General features: G+C 63.5%; 22 protein-coding genes and 1 tRNA gene. 12 read left to right on the top strand and 11 right to left on the bottom strand.

Annotated features, from left to right (window positions below; all coding sequences use genetic code 11):
* The first annotated feature begins 51 nt into the window (after nt 1-51).
* A complete protein-coding gene (ctrA, locus tag Q0C17_RS07460) occupies nt 52-765 on the top strand; it encodes a response regulator transcription factor CtrA (protein ID WP_291203678.1) in 714 nt (237 codons plus the stop codon).
* A 74-nt stretch (nt 766-839) separates the two neighbouring features.
* Here the strand turns inward: ctrA and rnhA are convergent, their stop codons facing one another.
* Genes rnhA through Q0C17_RS07435 form a run of 5 tightly spaced genes read right to left on the bottom strand, consistent with a single transcriptional unit; the run spans nt 840 to nt 5,913 of the window.
* Nucleotides 840-1,286, bottom strand: a complete 447-nt coding sequence (gene rnhA, locus Q0C17_RS07455) for a ribonuclease HI (RefSeq protein WP_366914776.1) — start codon at nt 1,284-1,286, stop codon at nt 840-842.
* Nucleotides 1,287-1,327: 41 nt separating this feature from the next.
* Nucleotides 1,328-1,888 carry a hypothetical protein gene (locus Q0C17_RS07450; RefSeq protein ID WP_291203672.1) on the bottom strand — a complete coding sequence of 187 codons (561 nt, stop codon included), beginning with the start codon at nt 1,886-1,888 and terminating at the stop codon, nt 1,328-1,330.
* Complete coding sequence (thrB, locus tag Q0C17_RS07445) at nt 1,885-2,871, bottom strand: homoserine kinase (protein WP_291203669.1); 987 nt, start codon at nt 2,869-2,871, stop codon at nt 1,885-1,887. Before thrB ends, Q0C17_RS07450 begins: the two co-directional genes overlap by 4 nt.
* A 9-nt stretch (nt 2,872-2,880) precedes the next feature.
* Nucleotides 2,881-4,383, bottom strand: a complete 1,503-nt coding sequence (locus tag Q0C17_RS07440) for an MFS transporter (RefSeq protein WP_291203666.1) — start codon at nt 4,381-4,383, stop codon at nt 2,881-2,883.
* A gap of 36 nt (nt 4,384-4,419) precedes the next feature.
* Complete coding sequence (locus tag Q0C17_RS07435; RefSeq protein WP_291203663.1) at nt 4,420-5,913, bottom strand: MFS transporter; 1,494 nt, start codon at nt 5,911-5,913, stop codon at nt 4,420-4,422.
* Between the two features lie 258 nt (nt 5,914-6,171).
* Between Q0C17_RS07435 and Q0C17_RS07430 the strand changes: the two genes are divergently transcribed.
* Nucleotides 6,172-7,797: an ABC-F family ATP-binding cassette domain-containing protein gene (locus Q0C17_RS07430; RefSeq protein ID WP_291203660.1), complete on the top strand. Its 1,626-nt coding sequence runs from the start codon at nt 6,172-6,174 to the stop codon at nt 7,795-7,797.
* A gap of 39 nt (nt 7,798-7,836) precedes the next feature.
* Here the strand turns inward: Q0C17_RS07430 and map are convergent, their stop codons facing one another.
* On the bottom strand, nt 7,837-8,658 hold the full coding sequence (gene map, locus Q0C17_RS07425; protein ID WP_366914782.1) for a type I methionyl aminopeptidase: 822 nt from the start codon (nt 8,656-8,658) through the stop codon (nt 7,837-7,839).
* 112 nt (nt 8,659-8,770) lie between these two features.
* Between map and Q0C17_RS07420 the strand changes: the two genes are divergently transcribed.
* The 4 genes from Q0C17_RS07420 to Q0C17_RS07405 all read left to right on the top strand — a co-directional run bounded on the left by Q0C17_RS07420 (nt 8,771) and on the right by Q0C17_RS07405 (nt 12,180).
* Nucleotides 8,771-10,084, top strand: a complete 1,314-nt coding sequence (locus tag Q0C17_RS07420; protein WP_291203654.1) for a serine hydrolase domain-containing protein — start codon at nt 8,771-8,773, stop codon at nt 10,082-10,084.
* Complete coding sequence (locus Q0C17_RS07415; RefSeq protein WP_291203651.1) at nt 10,081-10,836, top strand: molybdopterin-binding protein; 756 nt, start codon at nt 10,081-10,083, stop codon at nt 10,834-10,836. The genes Q0C17_RS07420 and Q0C17_RS07415 overlap by 4 nt, the downstream gene beginning before the upstream one ends.
* Nucleotides 10,833-11,318, top strand: coding sequence for a hypothetical protein (locus Q0C17_RS07410; protein ID WP_291203648.1), 486 nt, complete (start codon nt 10,833-10,835; stop codon nt 11,316-11,318). Before Q0C17_RS07415 ends, Q0C17_RS07410 begins: the two co-directional genes overlap by 4 nt.
* A 79-nt stretch (nt 11,319-11,397) precedes the next feature.
* Nucleotides 11,398-12,180 (top strand): enoyl-CoA hydratase, encoded by a 783-nt coding sequence (locus Q0C17_RS07405; RefSeq protein ID WP_291203645.1) that lies wholly within the window; start codon nt 11,398-11,400, stop codon nt 12,178-12,180.
* Nucleotides 12,181-12,225: 45 nt separating this feature from the next.
* Here the strand turns inward: Q0C17_RS07405 and Q0C17_RS07400 are convergent, their stop codons facing one another.
* Nucleotides 12,226-12,996 (bottom strand): class III extradiol ring-cleavage dioxygenase, encoded by a 771-nt coding sequence (locus tag Q0C17_RS07400; RefSeq protein ID WP_291203641.1) that lies wholly within the window; start codon nt 12,994-12,996, stop codon nt 12,226-12,228.
* Nucleotides 12,997-13,169: 173 nt separating this feature from the next.
* Here Q0C17_RS07400 and Q0C17_RS07395 point away from each other — a divergent pair, with 173 nt between their 5' ends.
* The 3 genes from Q0C17_RS07395 (at nt 13,170) to Q0C17_RS07385 (ending at nt 15,333) form a co-directional block, all read left to right on the top strand.
* Nucleotides 13,170-14,381: an acetyl-CoA C-acetyltransferase gene (locus tag Q0C17_RS07395; RefSeq protein WP_291203638.1), complete on the top strand. Its 1,212-nt coding sequence runs from the start codon at nt 13,170-13,172 to the stop codon at nt 14,379-14,381.
* A gap of 2 nt (nt 14,382-14,383) precedes the next feature.
* A complete protein-coding gene (locus Q0C17_RS07390; RefSeq protein WP_291203635.1) occupies nt 14,384-14,884 on the top strand; it encodes a CAP family protein in 501 nt (166 codons plus the stop codon).
* 239 nt (nt 14,885-15,123) lie between these two features.
* Nucleotides 15,124-15,333, top strand: coding sequence for a cold-shock protein (locus Q0C17_RS07385; protein ID WP_291203632.1), 210 nt, complete (start codon nt 15,124-15,126; stop codon nt 15,331-15,333).
* Nucleotides 15,334-15,430: 97 nt separating this feature from the next.
* Here the strand turns inward: Q0C17_RS07385 and Q0C17_RS07380 are convergent, their stop codons facing one another.
* Together Q0C17_RS07380 and Q0C17_RS07375 are read right to left on the bottom strand one after the other, a co-directional pair.
* Nucleotides 15,431-16,093 carry a DUF2490 domain-containing protein gene (locus tag Q0C17_RS07380; protein ID WP_291203629.1) on the bottom strand — a complete coding sequence of 221 codons (663 nt, stop codon included), beginning with the start codon at nt 16,091-16,093 and terminating at the stop codon, nt 15,431-15,433.
* A gap of 160 nt (nt 16,094-16,253) precedes the next feature.
* On the bottom strand, nt 16,254-17,717 hold the full coding sequence (locus tag Q0C17_RS07375) for an SLC13 family permease (protein WP_291203626.1): 1,464 nt from the start codon (nt 17,715-17,717) through the stop codon (nt 16,254-16,256).
* A gap of 119 nt (nt 17,718-17,836) precedes the next feature.
* On the opposite strand from Q0C17_RS07375, the gene Q0C17_RS07370 reads away from it, so the two are divergent.
* Nucleotides 17,837-17,923, top strand: a tRNA-Leu gene (locus Q0C17_RS07370).
* Here Q0C17_RS07370 and Q0C17_RS07365 read toward each other — a convergent pair.
* Both Q0C17_RS07365 and Q0C17_RS07360 read right to left on the bottom strand, forming a co-directional pair.
* Nucleotides 17,902-18,831 (bottom strand): hypothetical protein, encoded by a 930-nt coding sequence (locus tag Q0C17_RS07365; RefSeq protein WP_291203625.1) that lies wholly within the window; start codon nt 18,829-18,831, stop codon nt 17,902-17,904. The genes Q0C17_RS07370 and Q0C17_RS07365 overlap by 22 nt on opposite strands.
* A 53-nt stretch (nt 18,832-18,884) precedes the next feature.
* Nucleotides 18,885-19,751 carry a pirin family protein gene (locus Q0C17_RS07360; RefSeq protein ID WP_291203622.1) on the bottom strand — a complete coding sequence of 289 codons (867 nt, stop codon included), beginning with the start codon at nt 19,749-19,751 and terminating at the stop codon, nt 18,885-18,887.
* Nucleotides 19,752-19,887: 136 nt separating this feature from the next.
* Here Q0C17_RS07360 and Q0C17_RS07355 point away from each other — a divergent pair, with 136 nt between their 5' ends.
* Nucleotides 19,888-21,198 (top strand): amidohydrolase family protein, encoded by a 1,311-nt coding sequence (locus Q0C17_RS07355; RefSeq protein WP_291203619.1) that lies wholly within the window; start codon nt 19,888-19,890, stop codon nt 21,196-21,198.
* Nucleotides 21,199-21,381: 183 nt separating this feature from the next.
* Nucleotides 21,382-21,921, top strand: a complete 540-nt coding sequence (locus Q0C17_RS07350; RefSeq protein ID WP_291203616.1) for a phospholipid-binding protein MlaC — start codon at nt 21,382-21,384, stop codon at nt 21,919-21,921.
* Nucleotides 21,922-21,937: the final 16 nt, after the last annotated feature.

Below are 21,937 nucleotides of genomic sequence, written 5' to 3'. Positions count from 1 at the left end.
AAAGGTTAACAATCGGGCTAGACCAGCCTCAAGTGATTCGGGAGACGAGCGATGCGCGTCCTATTGATTGAAGATGATCGGGCTCTGGCACGCTCCATCGAGCTGATGCTGAAGGCCGCTGGCTTCAACGTCTATATGACGGACCTCGGTGAGGATGGCGTCGATCTTGGCAAGGTCTACGAATACGACATGATCCTTCTGGATCTGTCGCTGCCGGACATCTCGGGCTTTGAAGTGCTGAAACAGCTCCGAATGAGCCGCGTCAACACGCCGGTCATGATCCTCTCGGGCAATCCGGACATCGAAGCGAAAGTGAAGACTCTCGGCTACGGCGCCGACGATTACCTCACCAAGCCGTTCAACAAGGACGAACTGATCGCGCGCATCACGGCGATCGTCCGCCGCTCGAAAGGCCACGCCGAAAGCGTCATCCGCACCGGCGAAATCCTGGTCAACCTTGATGCCAAGACTGTCGAAGTCGAAGGCGACCGGGTGCACCTCACCGGCAAAGAATATGCGATGTTCGAGCTGCTCTCCCTGCGCAAGGGCACGACGCTCACGAAAGAGATGTTCCTCAACCACCTCTATGGCGGCATGGACGAACCGGAACTCAAGATCATCGACGTGTTCATCTGTAAGCTCCGCAAGAAGCTGCAGCAGGCGACTGGCGGCAACCATTATATTGAAACCGTATGGGGCCGCGGCTATGTGCTCCGGGACCCTAGGCCGGGCCAGAAGGCTGGCGAAATCGAAGAAGCCGCCTGAGGCTTCTCGAACCCCTCTAAGCGCCCCGGCCCTGGCCGGGGCGTTTTGCATTCTGAAGTATCCTCGCGGCGCTTCTACTTCTTCCCGCGCGCTTCGTCCGTACCCTGACGGGCGAGTTCATCCGCGCGGTCGTTGTTCGGATCGCCCGAGTGGCCCTTCACCCATTTCCATGTGATGTCATGCCGGGCGCAGGCCTCTTCCATCGCCATCCAGAGTTCCTGGTTCTTGACCGGCTTCTTGTCGGCGGTCTTCCAGCCATTGCGTTTCCAGCCCTTGATCCATTTGGTCAGGCCGTCCTTCACATAGGTGGAGTCGACATGCAGCGTCACTTTCGAAGGCCGTTTCAGCGCGTTGAGCGCCTCGATGACGGCCATCATTTCCATACGGTTATTGGTCGTCGCCGGATCGCCGCCGAAGATTTCCTTGAGGTGGCCGCCGGTGCGCATCACCGCGCCCCAGCCGCCCGGGCCGGGATTGCCGCTGCAGGCGCCGTCAGTCCAGATTTCGATCATGTCGGTCATGTCCCGCGAGGTGGCCCGCTTCGCCGGACGCGTCAAGACGCTCAGAAAATGCTGACATCCATCTCGGTCAGCTGCTTTGCCGGCGCGATGATCCGGTGCACCAGGAAGCCGCAGAAGGCGCCCGCCAGCCCGCCGATCACAGCGCCCGTGACAAGTGCGCCCGCCGCCGCTGCCGCCCCGCCGAACAGGCCGAAACCAAATGTCGTGGCCCCGACCAGGACCGCGCCCCAGATCGTGCCCCAGCGCATGTAGGGTGCCAGCGCCGTGATGCCCCGCTGCGGAAACCGGCCGACCGAAAGGCCGAGCGCCATTGCCGCCGCCGGCACGGTGATGAAGAACAGGATAAAGTTGAACGAAGCGAGACTCATCGCCATCCGCGCGCCGCCGATGAAGCCCGTCTCGCCGATGCCGAGCCCGCCGAGCCCGAGGATGCCGAAAGCGAGTTGCATCAGTCCGCCGAACACGAGACCCATCAGGGTCACGCTGAAACAGGCGGCGACGGAGGCCGCCAGAATCGACAGCCGGATCCGCTTCACGCGCTTCGGCCGCGGTGTTGTCGCGTAGGCGGGAAGCGGTGTCTCGCTTTCCGCACTGCCGGTCATGCGCCGTATCCTTCCGCACCCTTCATGCGCAGATGGAACGCGAGGCGTGCGGCATATTCAAGAGGGTTTTTCGGTCGAACCAAGGCGCCGGCGGGTGTCGACGTCCAGTCGACCAGGCGTGTCAGGAAGAAGCGCATTGCAGAGCCGAGGCTTAGCACGGGCAGCGCGTCCAGTTCATCCCGGCGCAGTGGACGGATGGCCTGATAGCCCGCAATCAGCGCCGCGCCTTTTGAGAAATTGAACTCTAGGCGGGAGGCATCTGACGCATTGCCCTCATCGAAGGCCCAGGCATTGAGGCAGACGGCAAGGTCATAGGCGAGCACGTCTGTGCAGGCGAAGTAGAAGTCGATGGCGCCGGAGAAACTGTCGCCGAGGAAGAAGGCGTTGTCGGGGAAGAGGTCCGCATGGATCGTCCCGCGCGGCAGGTCGGCAAAACTGCTGCGGGCACGGACGATCTCGGCGAAAGCCGCCTCGACGGTATCGGAGAGTCCGGACTGCAGGGTATTGGCATCCCCGGCGCGGCCCGCCCAGAGCGGTCCCCAGGATTTCGGGCCGAGCGAGTTCTCGCGCGTCATCGCGAAGTCGGCGAGCGCCAGGTGCATCTTCGCCAGGCCCTCGCCGAGCGCGCGGCACTGGCGCACGTTCGGCCGCCGCGGCGAGAGGCCTTCGAGGAAGGTGATGATCACGGCCGGCCGGCCTTCGAGCGTACGCAGCGCGCCGCCGTCGCGGCCCATCACCGGCTCGGGGCAGGGATAGCCTTTGCCGGCCAGGTGCTGCTTCAATCCGATGAAGTAGGGCAGCTCGGCCGCGTTCACGCGCTTCTCGAACAGCGTGAGAATGAACCGGCCCTTCTCGGTTTCGAGATAGTAGTTCGAGTTCTCCACGCCCTCGGCAATGCCCTTGAAGGCCAGGGCCGCGCCGAGGTCGTAGGCGGAGAGGAACTCCGCCAACGCCTCATCGGATACTTGCGTGTAGACCGCCATCCTGCCGGATTAAGCGGTCTTGTTCACCATGTCACGTACCAGTGTCTTGCCCGCCAGCAGGTAGTGCAGGGCGGCCCAGGCATACAGGGCGTTGAATATGATGATCGACCATTGCAGTCCCCGTGCGTCAGCGCTGACGCAGGTTGCAAGTTGCTCGGCAGAAAGAGCGACCGCCGCCTTGCAGATGTCGAGCGACAGTCCGAGGTCCGCTCCTGCCAGGAAGCTCGACTTAAGGAATGTAGAAAGCGCGCCGATAATCGGCGGGCCAAGCCCATAGCCGAGCAGGTTGACAACAAACAAGGTCACCGCGACTGCGCTTGCGCGCATTCTGCTGTCCACAACTCCTCCAGAGACAGCATACATTGGACCCAGATAGAAATAATGGATCATTGCTGCGATCATCAGGAAGGGCATGGCCAGCCAGAGATTATCGACAGAGTAGCCGATCGCATAAAGAGGCACCGAAAGGCCCATTCCAAGCGCCGGAAGCCAGGAAAGCGATGTCGGGCGAGTCTTCGCCATCTTGTCCGAGAGGTATCCCGAAAGGAAGACACCGATTGCGGCCATCACACCGAGAATCACGCCAAACAGAAGTGCTGCCTGTTGTAGGTTCAGCCCGTGTGTGCGGATCAGGAAGGAGGTTGTGAACTGACCGACACCGTAACCGATGAAAGACGCAATGGTCGCGCCTGCAACAACGTGCACGTAGGCTGGCTTCTTGATCAGAATTTTCAGAACCTGAACAAAGCTCGTCCGCTCTCCGGTCTTGTTCTGAAGTTCCGGCGGATCGGAGTAACCTCGGGGCGGCTCACGGATTGTCAGGAACACAAGCAGGCCGAGTAGCACGCCAGGTAGTCCCACCACGACGAATGCGACGCGCCATCCTTCGATGGAAGGCCAATCCAGCATGTTGAGCGCCCAGGTCCAGCCCCAGTCCGTCAGAGCCGCTGCGATCTGCGTCCCACTGAGATTGCCGGCCACGAATGCCCCGAAGACCGCAGCAAACATTCCCCCCAAGGGGACACCAAGGGCATAGATCGAGACCGCTGTGGCGCGGCTGCCAGGCTTGAAATAGTCCGCAATAAGCGATTGCGCAGGCGGGGTGCAGCCCGCCTCACCGACGCTAACCCCGATGCGGAACAGGAACAGCATCAGGAACGTCGTTGCAAACCCGCAGAGAACGGTCATCAGGCTCCAGAATACCACCGCTGCCGCGATGATACCGACCCGATGTGAGCGCTCTGAAAAGCGTGCGATCGGGATGCCCAGCATGGTATAGAGAATGGCGAAGGCTGGGCCGCCCAACAGGCCCATCTGCCAGTCCTCAACGCCGAATGAGTTTTTGATGGGTTCGGTGAGGATGTTGATTATCGTGCGGTCGATGAAATTGAAGATGTAGACCAGCAGCAACGAGCCCAGGACATAGCTGCGATAAGCCTTGGTCCCAAAGCCTGTCTCGTGGGGCGGGAGGCTCACAGCTGGCGTCTGTCTCGAATTGGCGGCGTCGGTCATTGGCGTCTCCAGTTAAGGCGGTAAGGCAGGGCAAAATCAGGTAGCGGGGCTCCAGCGGTCCTTCTGGTAGGTACGCGCCGCAAGGAAATAGAACAGGGCAGCGATCGCGAAGAAGAGGACTGTCGCAACCATCGACTGGCGCAGTCCCTCGGCATAGGCTGAGCAGAGCGCTGGGCCAGTCTCGCCGAGCTCGGCGATACGGCCGGCGCAAAGGCCCGGATTGAAGTTTGCAAATGCCTCTTCAAGCCCGGCTTTCTTGACGATGCCGCCCATGAAGGCGCTGCTCATCATGCCGGTGAAGAGGGGGCCGATGCCATTGCCGATCAGGCTGACGATCAGCAGCATCACTGACACCGTGGTGGCGCGTGACCGCGGGCTGACGATCGAAGTGGACACGGTGTACTGCGCGCCGAGGTAGGCGTAGTGCGCAATGGCGGCGATTACCCAGAGCCAGAAAGCCATCGTCAGCGTCGGGCTCAGGAAGGCGCCGACATAGGCGGGGATGGCGATCAGCAGGCCGACGCCCGGCAGCCACGCGGCGACGGACGGAAAGCGCGGCGAGAGTTTCTCTGAAAGGAACCCGCCGGCGAACGTGCCGAACGCAGCAACGGCCGCGAGAGGCGCGCCGTAATTCATCGCGGCTTCGGCAACGCTGACCCCGTGGACACGCATCAGGAACGGCGCCTGGAAACTGATCAGGCCGTAACCGACAAAAGCCACGAAGGCCGCCCCGAGCGACAGAGTCCAGAAGGTCGGCTTCTGGCCGAATTCCTTGAACGCCTCGAAGAAGCCGGCCTTTTCCGGGACCGTCGATTTCGGATCTGAAAAGCCGCGCGGCGGTTCGCGCACGGTGAGCCAGAAGATGAGTGCCACAAGGATACCGGGGGCGCCGACAATCACAAAGACCAGTCTCCAGCCTTCGACTTCTGCCCAGTTCACGCCGGAAAACAGGAAGCCGAGGCCGAGGGCATTGATCCAGCCGCCGAAGGTCTCACCCTCGAGGCTGGCAAGCTGGCCGCCGAAGAGCTGCGCCATGACGCCGCCGATGGTGACGCCCATCGAATAGATGCCGATCGCATTCGCCCGGCTCTTGGGCGGATAATAGTCAGTGATCATCGAATTGGCGGGCGGTGTGCAGCCGGCCTCGCCTATAGCGACGCCGATACGGAAGATGAGCAGCCAGAGGAAGCTCGCCGCGAGGCCGCAGAAGACGGTCATGAGCGACCAGACGATCACGCAGAGCGTAATGATGAAAACCCGGTTACCCCTGTCGGCCCACATCGCGATAGGGATGCCCATGATCGCGTAGAAGAGCGCGAAAGGCGGACCGGTGAGCAGGCCCCACTGGGTGTCTGACAACGAGAACGTGTTGATGATCGGCTGGGCAACCACCGTGATGATGGTGCGGTCGATGAAGTTCAACGTGTAGATCAGCGTCAGGGCAACGAGGACATAAGAGCGATAGCCCTTCGAGCCGTAGCCCGTGATATGCCCGTTCGCGCTGTCAGCCGCAGCTGCAGTGGCCGTCATGGTATGTCTCGCCTCCCAGGGGAAAACGCGCTTCTTGTGGCGCGCCTGATTGTGGCGTGACGGTAACCTGCCCGCCGCCGCCTGCAAGTGTTATCGTCAGGGCAGGCTTCGCGCCGCCGCGCGCCGGGCGTTGGGGTTGAAACGGGCGCTGTTTATGACTAATTCGGCACTGCCGCACCGGCAACTGGAGACCTCGCGCCATGGATCGCACCCGCAAGATGACCGCCCTCGGATCAATTTGCCGGATAAGACACGACCATGCCTGCTTCAATCACCCTGTCATCTTTGAACTTTGCGCTGCCTGACGGCCGGGTTCTATTTTCAGACCTTAACTTCAGTTTCAATCAGGAATGCACCGGCCTGGTCGGTGCAAATGGCACCGGCAAGACGACGCTGCTCAAGTTGATTGCCGGAGAGCTTCCGCCTTCTGCCGGTCATGTCTCCGTGAGCGGGCGCCTTGCCGTGCTCCGCCAGAGGCTGGCGCCTGAGCCGGGCGAAACACTGGCGGACCTGTTCGGCGTGCGCGCCGCGCTCGCCAATCTTCGCCGCGCCGAAGCGGGCGAAGCAGATGCCTGGGAGGCGGCCGACTGGACGCTGGACGCGCGCCTTGCCGAAGCGCTCGGCCGGGCAGGCCTTGCGGCCGGCATGGACGTGCCGCTCGCCTCCCTTTCCGGCGGCCAGCGCACCCGGGCGGGGCTGGCGGCAATGGTCTTCGGCGCGCCGGATTTCCTCCTGCTCGACGAGCCGACCAACAATCTCGACCGGGAGGGGCGCGACGCGGTGGCGAGCCTCCTCGCAGGCTGGCGCGGCGGCGCATTGGTGGTCAGCCATGACCGCGAACTCCTCGAAGGCATGGATGCCATCGTTGAGCTGACGACGCTCGGCGCGCGCCGGTACGGCGGCGGCTGGAGCGCGTTCGAGGCGCGCAAGGCGCTGGAACTGGACGCGGCCTACCGCGACCTTTCCGAGGCCGAACGCCAGCTGGACGAGACGCGCGAGAAGGTGCAGCTCGCCGCCGAAAAAAAGGCGCGCAAGGACGGCGCCGGCAAGCGCAAGGCGATCCGGGGCGGGGCGCCGCGCATCCTTCTGGGCGCCATGAAGCGCCGGGCCGAGGCCTCCAGCGGCGACCTGCAGAACCTCTCCGAACGCCAGATGGCCGAGGCGGATGCCGCCGCCCGGGCGGCACGGGAGAAGATCGAAATTCTGGAAACCCTGAAGGTGACGCTGCCGTCCTCCGGGCTGCCAGCGAGCCGAACCGTGCTTGCAGTGCGAAATCTTGTGGCGGGATATGAGCCGCGAACGCCGGTCATCCGTGAGCTGAGCTTCGAGTTGCGGGGCCCAGAGCGCGTGGTGGTGGCCGGGCCGAACGGGTCGGGCAAGTCAACGCTGCTGAAGGTGCTCACCGGGACGCTTTCACCCTTTTCCGGCGCGGCACGCGTTGCCGTGCCTTACGTGATGCTTGACCAGGACGTAAGCCTCCTGCAGCCCGCCGAGACGATCCTCGAAAACTTCCGCCGCCTGAATCCGCAGTCTGAGGAAAACGCCTGCCGGGCAGCATTGGCGCGTTTCCGCTTCCGGGCAGACGCCGCGTTGCAGCAGGTTGCCACGCTCAGCGGCGGCGAGCGCCTGCGTGCGGGCCTTGCCTGCGTCCTCGGCGGCCCGGCCCCGCCACAACTGCTGATCCTCGACGAGCCGACGAACCATCTCGACATCACCGCGCTGGAAGCGGTTGAGGCGGGGCTCGTGGCTTACGACGGCGCGCTGCTGGTGGTCAGCCACGACTCCGCGTTTCTGGAGCGCATTGGGATCACGCGCCGCATCGACCTCAGCTCAGGCCCGCAGACTTTGTTCCGAAATGTGATCCATGGCCCCGACTTTACCTGATGCGCGTGGACGCGTCAGCCGCGGCGACAGCAGGCCGGGTCAGGCTTTGACCTTGTAAGGTTCGTGCCAGCCCTTCGGTGAGGCAGAGAAGATCTCCACGCCGGATTCCGTCACGCCGACCGAGTGCTCGAACTGTGCAGAGAGCTGGCGGTCGCGCGTCACGGCGGTCCAGCCATCCGGGAGGATCGCGGCGTCCTTGCGCCCGAGGTTCAGCATCGGCTCGATAGTGAAGAACATGCCGGGTTTCAGCTCCGGGCCGGTTCCGTAGGCGGAGGAATGCACGACGTTCGGCTCATCATGGAACAGGCGGCCAAGTCCGTGCCCGCAAAAATCGTCGACCACAGCATAGCGGTTCAGCCGCGAGATCTCGCTGATCGCGCCACCAATATCGCCGAAACGGTTGCCCGGCTTCACCTGCGCGATGCCCGCCATCAGCGCCTCATAGGTCACTTCCATCAGCCGCTCGGCCTTGCGCTTCACGTCGCCCACGCCGTACATCCGGCTATGGTCGCCATGCCAGCCATCGACGATCAGCGTCACGTCGATGTTCGCGATATCGCCGTCCTTCAGCGCCTTCGGCCCCGGAATGCCGTGGCAGATCACATGGTTCACCGAGATGCACGAGGCATGGCGATAGCCTCGGTAGCCAATCGTCGCGGAAGTTGCGCCATGGTCGTTCACGAACTGGTAGATCAGGTTGTCGAGATACTCGGTGGTCACGCCGGGTTTCACTTCCGGCACGAGCATGTCGAGGCATTCGGCGACGAGGCGGCCGGCGCGGCGCATACCCTCGAAGCCGTCCGGCCCGTGAATGCGGATATCGCCCGTTCGCACGGGCAGAAGAAGGTTGGTATCGTCCATCGCGGCAATATGGCAGGCTGGGCGTCCGTTTTCCACTCCCTTCTTGCCGAAACGTCCGGTCGCTGCCAGTTATCGACCCGAAAAGACTGGCAGGGACCGGGCAGAAACTCACATGATGCGGACGATCGGAACTTTCACGGCGGCCGGTGCGGCGCTGCTTCTTGCAGCCTGCGCCAGCGCCGCGCCGCCGGCCGCGTCTGCGCCCCAGCCGCTCTCGCTGGTCGTCACGTCGCCAAAGGCTGCGTTCAATCCGGACGCGGTAGGCGCGCTTGAGGCCCGCATGGCCGCATATGTCGATGAGGGCCGGGTCAAGGGTATTGCCACCCGTCTCGTCAGGGAAGGCGAGATCATCAGCGACACCCGCGCCGGTATCCGCCGCGAGACCGACGGCGCCCCGGTCACCGAGGACACCATCTTCCGCATCTATTCGATGTCGAAGCCGGTCACCGGCGTGGCCTTGCTGCAGCTGTGGGAAGAAGACGCCTTCGAGCTGGATGACCCGATCACGAAATACTTCCCCGAGTTCGAGAGCCTTCAGGTCTTCACCGGCCTCGACGAGGCCGGCGTCCCGGTCCTGGTGCCCGCCACCCGGCCGCCGACCGTTCAGGAGTTGATGAGCCACACTGCCGGCTTCGGTTACGGCCTCGCGCCCGGCAATTTTGTTGATGACCAGTTCCGCGCCGCCGAGGTGCTGCGCGCGCCGGATCTGGACGATCTCGTCCGCCGTGTCGCCGCGATTCCGCTGAAATTCCAGCCTGGCACAACCTGGGAGTATTCGATCGGCGTCGATCTCCAGGGTGCGCTGATCGAGCGCCTGTCCGGCCAGACACTGGGCGAGTTTTTCCGTGCCCGGTTGTTCGCGCCGCTGGGCATGGATAGCACGGGATTCCATGTTCCGCAGGCGGAGTATGACCGCTTCTCGGATGTCTGGGGCCGAGACCCCGAGACCGGCGCCCTCGGCGGAGCGATGACGCAGCCGCCTTTCCTGTTCCGGGCCGACACGATCACGTTCGAGGGCGGTGGCCATGGCCTCGTCTCGACGATGGACGACTATGCCCGCTTTGCCGGCATGCTGGCAAATGACGGCGAACTGGACGGCGTGCGCATCCTCAAGCCGGAAACGGTCGCGATGATGAGCACCAACGTCCTCGCCGACGGCCAGTACATCTGGCACAACGGCACATCCAACGACAACCGCGTCGGGGTCGGTTTCGGCCTCGATGTCGGTGTCATCCTCGCCGACGATGCGGCACAGCCCAAAGGTTCCTTTATGTGGGGCGGGGCCGCCGGCACCTGGTTCTGGGTCGATCCGGCCAACGATCTCTACTTCATCGGCATGATTCAGGTTTTCGGCGGCGCGCTCGACCAGACAATGCGCACGGACTCCGCCGCGCTCGTCTATGACGCCTTCGAGGAGGTCCGATGACCGGCCCCACCGCCGCCGTCCTGCTGATCGGGGACGAACTTCTCTCCGGCCGCACGCGCGACATCAATCTACAGCAGGTCGCCCAGTATCTGGAGCCGCTCGGAATCCCGGTGCGCGAGGCGCGTACCGTCTCCGACGTGCAGGAAGAGATCGTCGCCGCGGTCAATGAGCTGCGCGCGAAATACACCTACGTCTTCACAACCGGCGGCATCGGCCCGACGCATGACGACATCACGGCAGACGCCATCGCGGCCGCCTTCGGCGTCGCCATCTCCGAACACCCGGACGCCATCCGCGACATGGCTGCCCGCTACGCCGCGATGAACACTGAGTTCACCGCTCCCCGGCGTCGGATGGCGCGCGTGCCGCATGGCGCGAGCCTCATCGCCAATCCCGTCTCCGGCGCGCCGGGTTTCCAGACCGGCAACGTGTTCACGCTTGCCGGCGTGCCCCAGATCGCCCGCGCCATGCTTGACGATATCGGCCACCGGCTGGAAACCGGCACGGTCGTCCACAAAGTCAGTGTTCGTGGCAAGGGCCTACGCGAGGGCGACCTCGCCATCCGGCTCGGCGAGATCGCGAAAGAGTTTTCCGCTGTCGGCATCGGCTCCTATCCCTGGTATGGCAGCATCGAGGATCACGGTGTCGCCCTCGTCGCCCGCTCTACGGACGCTGGCGCGCTCGCCGAAGTCCGCACCCGTCTCGAAGCCCTCGCGCGCAGCCTTGGCGCCGAACCGGAGGTCACTACATGAACCTGATCACTCGCACACCCGTCCTCTGGACACTCTTTGTACTGACGGTCGCCCTTACCCTGGCTTTCGGCGCGCTTGCGCCGATGGTCGGTGGCCAGTTCCTCGACATGGTTTCTGCCCCGGCAGACACGCGTGCCGCCTACGAATCGATGACGGCGCAGCAGCGCACCAACCATTTCTGGGTTACCGTCCTCCTCGACACGGCCTATCCCTTGTCCTTCGGCCTCTTCTTCGCCGGCATGGCCTGGCGCTTTTTCGGCAAGTGGGGCCCGCTCGCCGCCATTCCCGGATTTGGCGTGCTGATCGTGGATCTCACGGAAAACACGCTTCAGGCGATCACGCTGTCCGGCGCGGCTTATGTGCTGGAGCCGAAGGCCTGGGTCTCGCCGCTGAAGATGAATCTCTTCTATCTCGCCGCCCTCATTGCCCTGATCGCCGCCGCCGTCGCCGTTTTCCGCCTCGTCGCCAAGAAGAAGGCCTAAGGCCGCCCCGAGGTCAGGCTTGGCGCGAGCCTTCTGCCAGCAGTATCATTTCGCCCAGACACATCAGGGAGCTTCCGCCATGTCCGAACCCATCGTCCTCGTCGAGCGCCACGGCGCCGTGGCCCTCGTCACGCTGAACCGGGCAGACGCGCTGAATGCGCTCTCCCGCGCCCTGCGCGCCGAAATCGTCCGCGTCTTCACCGAGCTGAAGGACGACAAGGACATCCGCGCCGTCGTGCTCACCGGCAAGGGCCGCGCCTTCACCGCCGGCATCGACCTCAAGGAGGCGGGCCAGACCGGCTTCGCCCTCGGCGCCGATGAAGATTCCAAGTCGATCAACATGCTCGCCGCACTGGAGGCCTATCCCTGGCCGATCGTGGGCGCCATCAACGGCTTCGCCATCACCGGCGGCTTCGAACTCGCCCTGATGTGCGACGTGCTGCTCGCCTCGGAGAACGCGAAGTTCGCCGACACCCATGCCCGCGTCGGCATCGTACCCGGCTGGGGCCTCTCGCAGAAACTCTCGCGTCTCATCGGCATCAGCCGCGCCAAGGAACTTTCCTTCACCGGCAACTTCCTCGATGCGGAGACCGCCGAGAAGTGGGGCCTCGTCAACCGCGTCTACAAGGCTGAGGAACTCGTTCCCGCCGCCCTGAAACTCGCCACTGAGATGACCTCCACCAACCCGGATCTGCTTTTCAAGTACAAGGCTCTGATCGACGACGGCTTCGGCATGACCTTTGCCGCCGCCATGAAGGAAGAGGTCAAGCGATCGATTGATCACTCAAAGTCGGTCTCAGCGTCTGCCGTCGAAGAAGCCCGCAAGCAGGTGACCGCGCGCGGCCGCGACCAGCAAAGCTGAGCCGTCCCTGAACCCCTTTCCTGTGAACAGGGGAGGGGAACAGGCTCACGCCGAAAAAGCGAATGCATCCATCCTCAGCACACTGAACGTCAGCGACCGGTGCAGTGGTGCGGCATGCAGTCCGCCCGCGCCCAGCGCCACGAACAGCGGAAGGAAATGCTCCTCCGTCGGATGGTTGCGTGCCGCATGGGGCGCCTGTGTGCGATAGTTGAGCAGGTCGTTGATGCGGCCCTGGGCCAGTGCGGCATCGGCCCAATCTGCAAACTCCGTCACCCAGTCCGGCGCCGCATTGTTCCCGCGCCAGTCCACGCTGCGCAGGTCATGCGTGAAGCTGCCGCTGCCGACCACCAGCACATCCTCCGCCGCCAGCTTCGCCAGTGCCTCGCCAAGCCGCAAATGGTGCGCTGGTCCAAGATGCGTCTGCAACGACACCTGCACTACCGGAATGTCCGCCGCCGGGTACATCAGCTTGAGCGGCACCCATGCGCCATGATCAAGGCCGCGCCGGGCATCCAGCGCCGCCGGCATCCCCGCCGCCCCGATCAGCCCGGCCACCCGCGCGGCGAGGTCCTGGTCGCCCGGCGCGTCGTAGCGCTGCTGGTACAGGACCTGCGGGAAGCCGCCGAAATCGTGGATCGTTGTGTTCACCGGCATTGCGCTCACCGCCGGGGTGTGCGTCTCCCAGTGCGCCGAGACCATCACGACTGCCTTCGGCCGGGGAAGGACGGCGCCGAGGCCGCGCAGGAAGTCGCGTGCCGGCACATCATCGAAAATCAGCGTCGGTGAGCCATGCGAGACAAAGATGGGTGAAATCAAGGATCAAACCTCCGGCAGTCTGCGCGTCTCTTTGTTTCTAGTCCCGGGTGCGCGCGCCCGTAAGCCGCCGCGCCCGGCTAACACCTATGCCGCAACGGCATGGACCAAAGCGAGGTTGCGCGCGGGCCCCCACCGGCCCTATCAACGACGCAGCGAAAACTCGGGAGAACACCATGCGCGATGTCGTGATTGTCGAGCCTGTCCGCACAGCGGTCGGCGGCTTTGGCGGATCCTACAAGGACGTCCATGCCCATGTCCTCGGCGCCACCGTCGTCGAAGGCCTGATGGCCCGCACCGGCCTGCCGAAGGACAAGGTCGACGATGTCATCTTCGCTCAATGCTATCCCTCGATGGACGCGCCCGCCCTCGGCCGCGTCGTCGCGCTCGACGCCGGCCTGCCCATCGAAGTCAGCGGCATGCAGATCGACCGGCGCTGCGGCTCGGGCCTGCAGGCGATCATCAATGCGACGATGCAGGTCGCCACCGGCGCGATGGACTGCGTGATCGCCGGCGGCGCAGAGTCGATGAGCAACGCGCCGTTCTATTCCACCAGCTGGCGCTGGGGCCTTGGCCAGGGCAACATGACCGTGAACGACGGCCTGATCACCGGCCGCCTCACTGCCGGCGGCAAGAATTTCCCTGTGCCTGGCGGCATGCTGGAGACGGCCGAGAACCTCCGCCGCGATTACCAGATCACCCGCGCCGCACAGGACGAGTTTGCCGCCGCCAGTCACGCCAAGGCCGTCGCTGCGCAGAAAAGCGGCGTCTTTGCCGAAGAGATCATCCCGGTCACCGTCAAGGGCCGCAAGGGCGACACGGTCGTCACGCAGGACGAACATCCGCGTGCGGACTCAACCGCCGATGTGCTCGGCAAGCTGAAGGCCATCCGTGCCAAGCAGGACGCCGAAGCCACCGTCACCGCCGGCAATGCCAGTGGCCAGAATGACGGCGCCTCAGCCTGCCTCGTGATGACGCGCGAAATGGCTGACCAGTACGGCCTGAAGCCGCTCGCCCGGCTCGTTTCCTGGGCCGTCGCGGGCGTCGGCCCGGCCGTCATGGGGATCGGCCCTGTGCCATCCACGGAGAAAGCGCTGAAGCGCGCCGGTCTTTCGCTGAAGGACATCGACCTGATTGAGCTCAACGAAGCCTTCGCCGCCCAGGTCCTCGCCTGCACCAAGGCGATGGGCTTCTCGGATGATGACTATGCCCGCCTTAACGTTCACGGCTCGGGCATCTCGCTCGGCCACCCGGTCGGCGCCACGGGCGGACGCATCCTCGCGACCATGCTGCGCGAGATGGACCGCCGCGGCGCCCGGTACGGCCTCGAAACCATGTGCATCGGCGGCGGGCAGGGGCTGGCAGCGGTATTCGAGCGCGTGAGCTGAGCGTGCTCGCCAAGAAGGCCATCTTCGCCGCAGGCCTCCTCATCGCCGCCGCGCCTGCTTCGTATGCGGATGGTATCGCCGCGCAGGTCCTCCTGGTCCACAACCGGGAGCGCGCGGAAGTAGGGGTGCCTGCGCTCACCTGGAATGAGAGCCTCGCGGCAGATGCGCAGCGCTGGGCCGATCACCTCGCCGCCACGGGGAAGTTCGAACACGCGGGCGATGACGAGAACCCCAGTTCGGGCGAAAACCTCGCCATGGGCTCATCCGGGTATACGGCGGAAGCGCTTGCCCAGCTCTGGGCCGACGAGAAGGCGCTCTTCAAGTACGGCGCCTTCCCGGATGTCAGCACGGATGGCAACTGGTTCAACGTGGGACATTATACGCAGATGGTCTGGGAAGGCACGGCCTCCATGGGCTGCGCCACCGCCAGTGCGGGCGCCTCCATCTTTCTCGTCTGCCGCTACGATCCGCCGGGCAACTATTCCGGCCAGAAGCCCTGGTAGCGCGGTAATCCAGCCGATTGCCGAATGTCAGAATCCGGATGGTCTTCCCGTTCGCCGGAAACCCTACAGATAAATAACTTGCTATTTGGCGGGGCGGAGCGCATATGCCCCTCATCGACATTGGCCGGCCACTCAGGCGCCGCTCCCCGAAAAGGGCGCAGTTTCAGACAACCCCTCCAAAATTCGATATGCAAGGGCTGGCGCATTGTCAGCCTACAAACGATATGAGACTTAGAACTATGACGAACGGTACTGTGAAATTCTTCAACAGCCAAAAAGGCTTCGGCTTCATCGCGCCTGCAAACGGTGGCAACGACGTGTTCGTTCACGTCACCGCCCTTGAGCGCTCGGGCATCGCGACCCTGAATGAAGGCCAGAAAGTCAATTTTGACACGGCCAAGGATCAGCGCTCCGGCAAAGTTGCCGTGAGCACGATCGAACTGGCTTAAGCCAGCAGCTGCTGGCGCCGCGTTCGCGCGGCTGCCTCAGCGGCAAACTGAAGAGGCGCGTCCCGGCAACGGGGCGCGCTTTTTCGTTGTACAGAAATCAGAAGTCTTTCGAGAAGCCGAGGAAAACGTGATGGTTGGTCTCGTCATCGGCGCCGCGCGTGCCGTTGCGATACTGGTTGAGATAGCCCACCTCCCAGCCTGCGCCCGCCGCTTTCCATTTGACTGTCGCCCTTGCACGGTTCTCCTGCAGGTCGCTCGCGCTGCCCCAGGAGGTGTCGTTAAGTCCGATGATCACTTCATCGCTCAGCGCCAGCTTTACCCCCGACGTCGTCAGCGGATACTCCAGCGCGATCTGCTGGCGCAGCCGCCAGCCCGTCCCGTCGGCGCCCTCGCGAAACCGCTGCTCGAGCCGTGTGCGCCCCGCAATCTCTACTTCGCCCAGCGAGAAGAGGTCATAGCCTGCCTGCTGCCAGAGCCGGTGTTCGATCTGGTCGGGGCCCGACCGGATGGCCTCACTATAGCGGTAGCCGCCGCTGACCTTCAGCCGGTCGTTAACCTCGTAGCCAATGCCCGGGCGAAGCACGAACTGTGACACGTCGGCATCCGGATCAAACCGCACCTCGGCATTCAGTGTCAGTTCAAAGGGGATGCTGTCGGCCGGTTTCTTCTTTAGCTCGTAGTTGGTCCAGATCTGGTTTTCGGCCGAAGCCGCGCCGCAGACGGCCCCGAAGGCCAGGAGAACCGGAAACATGTGCCGCATAGGATATATCCTGGACCAAGCCGTCTGACAAAAATCTGACACGCCCGCGACCCGCCAGATGCGCCACAGGAATCAAGGCGCTATTGGCCTCCGCGCAGCGCATAGCCGTTCTGGATGGATGTTTTATGACAGTTTGGCGGGAAATTGTTACAGATTTCCGTCAGAGGCCGAAATACAGCGCGATGATCACGATGCATGTCACGTTCAGCGCAAAGCCCGCCTTGGCCATGTCGCGCACGGTCAGCTTGCGCGTGGCAAACACCACGGCGTTCGGACCCGTCGCAATCGGCAGCATGAATCCGCACGACGCCGCCACGCAGCAGGGGATCACCAAAGCGCGGATATCCAGTCCCGTCGCCTCCGCCAGCGCGCCCAGCACCGGCAGGAATGTCGTCATCGCTGCCACATTCGACATGATCTCGGACAGGAACACGACCAGCGTCACGATGATCAGGATCAGCAGGACCGGCGGCAGCGCCGCCAGCCCCGCCATGTAGCCGCCGAGCCATCCGGCGAGGCCGCTTGCCTGGATCGCGGCGGCAATCGACAGGCCGCCCCCGAACAGCAGCACTACATCCCACGGCACATTGCGCGCGTCATCCCAGTCCAGCAAGCCGCGCCCGCGCCCCGCCGTCCTGGTCGTCGGGTCGCCATGCGGTACCAGGAACATCAGCACAGCGCCCATCATGGCGATGCCCATGTCGGTCAGGCCAGACAGAGGCTCGAGCTTCACGAGTTGTTCGCGCAGGATCCATGCGCCCGCGATCAGACCGAACACCATCGCCACCCGTGCCTCGGGCCGGGTCATGCGGCCAAGCGCCTTGTGCTGTGCACGGATGGATTCGCTCGCCCCCTGCGCCTGGTCCGGCGTCGATTTCAATCCCCAGGTCAGGATCAGCCAGGCTGCGGGCAGCATCAGCGCAATCATCGGAAGGCCGATGCCCATCCATTCGCTGAAGCTGATCTCGATGCCGGCATTGTCGCGCAGCCAGCCTATTGCGATCAGGTTCGTCGGCGTGCCCACTGGCGTGCCGAGGCCCCCGATCGAGGCCGCGTAACAAACGCCCAGAAGCAGCGCGATCGCGAGACGCGGACCACCGCCTGCTGCGAGCGCGACCGACAGCACGATGGGCGTCATCATCAGGCTCGTCGCAGTATTGGAGATCCACATCGACAGCAGCGCCGTCGTCAGCATCACGCCCGCCGTCAGGAGTTTGAGCCGCGCGCCGGAGACCCTCAGCACGTTCAGCGCAATGCGTCGGTGGAGGTTCCATTTCTCGATCGCCAGCGCCACGATGAACCCGCCAAGCAACAACATTACCACCGGGTCGGCATACGGCGCGGCAATCTCCTTTAGCGGCACCAGCCCGATCAGCGGCAGGATGGCCAGGGGCAGCAGCGAGGTCACCGCCATCGGCACCGCCTCGGTCGCCCACCAGATCGCCATCAGCAGGAACAGCCCGGCTACCATCATCGCGCTCTGGTCAAGCTCCGCCGGGGCCGGCAGCAGGCACACGATGAAGCCCAGTACGGGCCCCGCGATCAGGCCAGCGGCTGAGGCAAATCCGCTTCCCTCAGTTGGCAAGCCTTCGCGCGGCGGGGATGTCTCTCCCGTCTCGGTCATGTCGTGTTTCCTCAAGCCCCGAATTTTACGGACTGAGGCTTAGCGCGCTTTGGCAGCAGGGGAAACCGGGCTGCCCGCTTGCCATCCGCCCGGGCGCGCCTTAACCGTCTCCCTTACGTGCGGGCGTGGCGAAATTGGTATACGCAAGGGACTTAAAATCCCTCGGCCGCAAGGCCTTGCCGGTTCAAGCCCGGCCGCCCGCACCAATCTCTGACCAGGCGTTTTGCCGTCGTGTTTCGCGGGCCCTTGCGGCAACCCCCAGGGTGCCCGTCTCCGGGCTCCAACGCGCGCGCTCGTCGTTCGGAACCTTTGACCAGCACTCGCCAAGCCTCGCCCAGAGGATATCAGAGGCACGGAAATAGCTCGACATCAGAACCACATCTTCGGGCCGGGCCATCGGGGTTTGCGAGATCGTGTGCGCCTGAAGGATCAGTGCCAGAAGATCTTCAAGCACGTCTTGGGACCATTCATGGGTCAGGCCTACTCCCAGCACGCCGATCTGCGTGGCCGCAGTGCCGTACACATCTTCGACAAGGCGAAACGGCTTTATGTACGCCTCGTAGGCATCCGCGGAAAGGACATCGTCTGCTCGGACCGCGACATCATCCAGTATCAGGTCCGCTATCGGCATGTGATCCTTAAACGATCCGTAGGCAGATGTATCGAGCGTAAGACCTTTGCAGCCAGCTGGAAGACGTACCATGCGCAACTGGTTTCGCCCGTTCGATTCGCCAATTGAGGCGGCCACGTAGAGCACATCCGACAAGGGAGACATCGAACCCCAGCGCTTGGTGCCTTTAAGGCTGAAGCCCGCGCCGTTCGAGGTCAACGTCGTCAGGATATGTGCAGGTCGAGGGCCCTTGTCCTCGCTGACGCAGAAGGCGACGATCGCATCGTCTGGCGTGTCCGGGAAAAGTCTCCGGATGGCGGCTTGATGGCCCGCTGCGCCGGCGGCGAGACGTCCGTCGGCCTTCAGAGCGACGCGAACCAGCCGCTCGAAGGCGGAGGAGGAGACTGTGCCAGGTCCCCAGGTCCTCAAAAAAGTCCGAAGGTCCCGGCTGTCGCCAGCTTCACGGGGAGCAAAAAGGGATGAGAGCAATTCGGCGTGTATCATGCCGGATTCATGCCCCTCGCGGTCCAGGTCGTCAAACCCTTCCGCCGCGTCTATCAAACCGCGGGCATCGGTGACTTTTCGAAGTCGTCCCCGTCCGGCATTTTCATCCGGCCCTGTATCCAGTCTTCCTTTGCCTGCTCCAGGCGATCCTTCGAGGAGGACACGAAATTCCAGAAGATGAACCGCTCGCCTACCGGCACGCCGCCCAGCACCATCACGGTTGACGGCGTCTGAGCGCTGACGCGCACGTCACCCTTGCCGAGTACGGCCATCTGTCCGGGCTTAAGCGCCACGCCGTCCACTTCAATGGCGCCTTCGGTCAGGTACACCGCCCGCTCCGGGTGGTCGGATGGCACTGCGCGGCTCGAACCTGCGTCCATATCCCAATGCATGTAAAACAGCGGCGAGTTCACTCTGACGCCTGCGTCCATACCTTCTGCCGCACCTGCGATCATCCGCCCACGGAGGCCCTTCTCGCTCCACACGGGCAGGCTGCTGGCCGGATGGTGCCAGAAAGCGGGATCGGTCTCTTCGTCTTCGTTTGGCAGGGCCACCCAGGCCTGGATGCCATGCATATGCGCACCGTGCATCCGCGCATGCTCCAGCCGCTCCGAATGCGTGATGCCCTTTCCGGCTGTCATCCAGTTCACCGCGCCTGGCTTGATCTCCTGCTTGAAGCCAAGGCTGTCGCGGTGGGTCATCGCGCCGGAATACAGATAGGTCACGGTCGACAGACCGATATGCGGATGCGGCCGCACATCCAGTTCGCGCGCGATACCCGGCTCAAAATCCACCGGCCCCATCTGGTCGAAAAAGATGAATGGCCCGACCATTCGCCGCCTGGCAAACGGCAGCACCCGGCCAACTTCAAATCCGCCGCCCAGATCGCGCGAGCGTTTGTCGATGATGAGTTCAATCATGACTGGCTCCTTTCTCGCCGGTATATGGGGCGCACACGATGGGCAATGAACCTCGCGGCGAGGCTTTTTATATCAGCGCGCGCCTGATAACACCTATGCAGTCCTTCTATCCAATCGAGTCCGGAGCCTGAACCACATGCCGATTTCCGCCCGCTTCCTGCGTGCTGCCGCCGCCGTCGCCATTGCGTCTGCGATGACGCTGCCCGCGCTTGCCGAAACCGTCTACGTGCAGGCCGGCAAGGTTCTCGCTGTTCCGGGCGAGGCGCCGCTCGGCCAGACCACGATCGTCATCACGGATGGCAAGATCGTCTCGCTCGAACCCGGCCTCAAGGCGCCGAAGGACAAGTCGGCCCGCGTGATCGACCTGAAGGACAGCTATGTCCTGCCGGGCCTGATCGATGCCCATGTCCACCTGACCTCGGATACCGGCGGTATAGCTTCTCAGCTGGAAGACGTAACGCTCTCGCCCGCTGCGCAGGCGTTCAATGCCTGGGAAAATGGCATGAAGACGCTCAATGCCGGCTTCACCACCGTGCGAAATCTTGGCGATGGAGACGGCGCTGTGCTGGCGCTGCGCGACGCTGTGAATGATGGCCAGGTCACCGGCCCGCGCATCCTGGATGCCGGCGCGTCGATTTCAGGCACCTCGGGCCATATGGATGGCTCGCTCGGTTACCGGGATGAGCTGCGCGAGTATTTCAATTCCGCTGGCAATACCTGCAACGGCGCCGAAGATTGCCGCCGCGCCGTTCGCCTGCAGATCGCGCGCGGAGCCGATGTGATCAAGTTTGGCGCCACCGGCGGCGTCAACAGCCGAATCGGCGCGGGCCTCGGCGCGCAGATGTTCAAGGATGAAGCCGTCGCCATTGTGGAAACGGCGAAGCTGTTCGGCAAGAAAGTCTCCGCCCACGCCCACGGCGCGGACGGCATCCGCCTTGCGCTCGAAGCTGGTGTCGACTCCATCGAGCACGGCACGATCCTTGACCCCGAAACCATCGACGCCTTCGTCGACTCCGGCGCCTACTACGTGCCCACGCTTTCGACCGTGAACGGATATATCGAGCGCATGAAGGCCAATCCGGACTCCTATGAGCCGGATGTCCGTGCCAAGATCGAATGGCGCATCGGCATCACCGGAAAGAGCCTGGAAATCCTCTACGCAAAGGGCGTGAAGATCGCCTTCGGAACGGATGCCGGCGTCTCCAAGCATGGGCGCAACGCAGACGAATTCGAGCTTATGGTGAAGTTCGGCATGCCGGCATCCGAAGCCATCAAGGCCGCCACGATCAACGCCGCCGACCTGCTTGGCCTCTCCTCCGAAATCGGCACGCTGGAGCCGGGCAAGAGCGCTGACCTGATCGGCGTGAAAGGCGATCCGCTTAAGGATGTAAAAGTTCTCAAAGCTGTCGATTTCGTCATGGTCCGCGGCAAAGTCGCGAAAGAATAGACCGGCAGTTAACCGGGTGTTGCTGGCCCGCAACACCCGGTCGTGCTTCATCCTTCCTTGCTGGAAGTTTCATGCGGGCGATGCCACGTTCGTGTCACAAGAGATTTGGTCCGGGCCGGGAACAAATCCGCGCCGAGCGCTTTGTTCAGATAGCGTCTCCGCAAAGCATGAAGGATCAGGCCCATGAGCATTCGCGCCCTTCTCGCCAGTGCCAGCCTCGCGATGACCGCCTTTCCGGCTTTTGCCGGACAGGAAGCGGAAGCCCTGATCGCCAGCACGGCGACCCTGATTTCTGATCCGGCGCGCGGCGAAGCTGCGTTTTCCGAGTCGATTGACGTACCGGCTGTTGCTCGCTTCGCGCTCGGCAGGCATGTCCGCCGGATCAGCGTAGACGAAAGCCAGCGTTTCACCGCAGCCTTCGACAGCTTCATCGACAGCACATTTGAGAAACACCGGGACGACTTCACCAATGCTGAAGTGAAAGTCATCGGTTCAGTCGACCGGAGTGCAACGGATTCCATTGTCGAGACCCGGGTTACGCCTCCGGGAAAGGACGAAATGATCGTGCGCTGGCGCGTGATGGAGCGGGACGGAGAATGGCGCGTCGTTGACGTCGAAATGCTCGGCCTCTGGCTTGCCATCGAGCAGCGGGCACAGATCGCGGCTATTCTCGATAAACCGCGCGCGACGATCGATGACGCGATTGCGGCCTTGGATTCCTAATCCGTCTGTAGACGGA

The sequence above is a fragment of the Hyphomonas sp. genome, assembly GCF_022844445.1.
Taxonomy (GTDB): domain Bacteria; phylum Pseudomonadota; class Alphaproteobacteria; order Caulobacterales; family Hyphomonadaceae; genus Hyphomonas.
Note: the sequence above shows the minus strand (reverse complement) of the source record. Positions and strands in the feature narration are given on the sequence as shown.

Coding starts and splice junctions, on each gene's coding strand:
- Q0C17_RS07440 (WP_291203666.1), bottom strand. CDS start 4,383: ATGACCGACGCCGCCAATTCGAGACAGACGCCAGCTGTGAGCCTCCCG.
- Q0C17_RS07435 (WP_291203663.1), bottom strand. CDS start 5,913: ATGACGGCCACTGCAGCTGCGGCTGACAGCGCGAACGGGCATATCACG.
- Q0C17_RS07360 (WP_291203622.1), bottom strand. CDS start 19,751: ATGATTGAACTCATCATCGACAAACGCTCGCGCGATCTGGGCGGCGGA.
- Q0C17_RS07355 (WP_291203619.1), top strand. CDS start 19,888: ATGCCGATTTCCGCCCGCTTCCTGCGTGCTGCCGCCGCCGTCGCCATT.
- Q0C17_RS07420 (WP_291203654.1), top strand. CDS start 8,771: ATGATGCGGACGATCGGAACTTTCACGGCGGCCGGTGCGGCGCTGCTT.
- Q0C17_RS07405 (WP_291203645.1), top strand. CDS start 11,398: ATGTCCGAACCCATCGTCCTCGTCGAGCGCCACGGCGCCGTGGCCCTC.
- Q0C17_RS07350 (WP_291203616.1), top strand. CDS start 21,382: ATGAGCATTCGCGCCCTTCTCGCCAGTGCCAGCCTCGCGATGACCGCC.
- Q0C17_RS07380 (WP_291203629.1), bottom strand. CDS start 16,093: ATGCGGCACATGTTTCCGGTTCTCCTGGCCTTCGGGGCCGTCTGCGGC.
- ctrA (WP_291203678.1), top strand. CDS start 52: ATGCGCGTCCTATTGATTGAAGATGATCGGGCTCTGGCACGCTCCATC.
- Q0C17_RS07395 (WP_291203638.1), top strand. CDS start 13,170: ATGCGCGATGTCGTGATTGTCGAGCCTGTCCGCACAGCGGTCGGCGGC.
- map (WP_366914782.1), bottom strand. CDS start 8,658: ATGGACGATACCAACCTTCTTCTGCCCGTGCGAACGGGCGATATCCGC.
- Q0C17_RS07365 (WP_291203625.1), bottom strand. CDS start 18,831: ATGATACACGCCGAATTGCTCTCATCCCTTTTTGCTCCCCGTGAAGCT.
- Q0C17_RS07415 (WP_291203651.1), top strand. CDS start 10,081: ATGACCGGCCCCACCGCCGCCGTCCTGCTGATCGGGGACGAACTTCTC.
- Q0C17_RS07450 (WP_291203672.1), bottom strand. CDS start 1,888: ATGACCGGCAGTGCGGAAAGCGAGACACCGCTTCCCGCCTACGCGACA.
- Q0C17_RS07385 (WP_291203632.1), top strand. CDS start 15,124: ATGACGAACGGTACTGTGAAATTCTTCAACAGCCAAAAAGGCTTCGGC.
- rnhA (WP_366914776.1), bottom strand. CDS start 1,286: ATGACCGACATGATCGAAATCTGGACTGACGGCGCCTGCAGCGGCAAT.
- thrB (WP_291203669.1), bottom strand. CDS start 2,871: ATGGCGGTCTACACGCAAGTATCCGATGAGGCGTTGGCGGAGTTCCTC.
- Q0C17_RS07410 (WP_291203648.1), top strand. CDS start 10,833: ATGAACCTGATCACTCGCACACCCGTCCTCTGGACACTCTTTGTACTG.
- Q0C17_RS07430 (WP_291203660.1), top strand. CDS start 6,172: ATGCCTGCTTCAATCACCCTGTCATCTTTGAACTTTGCGCTGCCTGAC.
- Q0C17_RS07375 (WP_291203626.1), bottom strand. CDS start 17,717: ATGACCGAGACGGGAGAGACATCCCCGCCGCGCGAAGGCTTGCCAACT.